This window comes from Streptomyces mutabilis (genome assembly GCF_014649815.1).
Lineage (GTDB): Bacteria > Actinomycetota > Actinomycetes > Streptomycetales > Streptomycetaceae > Streptomyces > Streptomyces mutabilis.
Genome location: NZ_BMTT01000242.1, coordinates 1 through 575, shown reverse-complemented (window position 1 = coordinate 575; position 575 = coordinate 1). Strand labels below are relative to the sequence as shown.

1 protein-coding gene is annotated in these 575 nt (G+C 54.3%); it reads right to left on the bottom strand.

Going from position 1 to position 575, the window contains the following annotated elements; translation table 11 throughout:
• Nucleotides 1–129: 129 nt before the first annotated feature.
• A partial coding sequence (locus tag IE142_RS40170; RefSeq protein ID WP_229831288.1) for an MFS transporter occupies nt 130–575 on the bottom strand: 446 nt, incomplete at its 5' end.

The window sequence follows — 575 nt, the reverse complement described above, 5'->3', positions numbered from 1 at the left end:
CGAAAATATACCCATAGAACAGCCCATATGTACGTCATTCTAATCTAGATTGCGCTGCCTAGATCGTCCAAGACTCCACACTGGTTCGTGCCGACAAAAAGAAAGATCGAGACAGCACTACATTCCAACTCACGGTTTAGGACCGTCCGCAGTCGTATCGTCCTGCCTATGTTTAATATCCACCTCGTCGAGCGTTTCTTGATCCGTATTGGTGAGAGTGACGGCCAACACCGCCGGAATGGCAATGACAAGCGAACCCATACACAGGCCCCAGTCGACTGCAAATTGCAGCATTGGCGACTTGCCCATCGCATCCAGTCGCCACGCCATCGCACCACCCACGCTCTGGAAGGTTTTGTACGCCCCCACAAGGATGGCGGCCACCGCGGGAGAGTTCGACTGAGCGCCCATCAACCAGTAGCAGAACGACTGCCAGAAGGCATCGTACATGCCATAGAAGATGTAGAGGAACAGGGGCCCAACGGAGATGCTGCTATCAGTGAAGTCGACATCTTGCTTCTTGCCCTCCGCCACGCGACGATCGTACCAGAGTTGAAACGCGTATCCTCCACCCC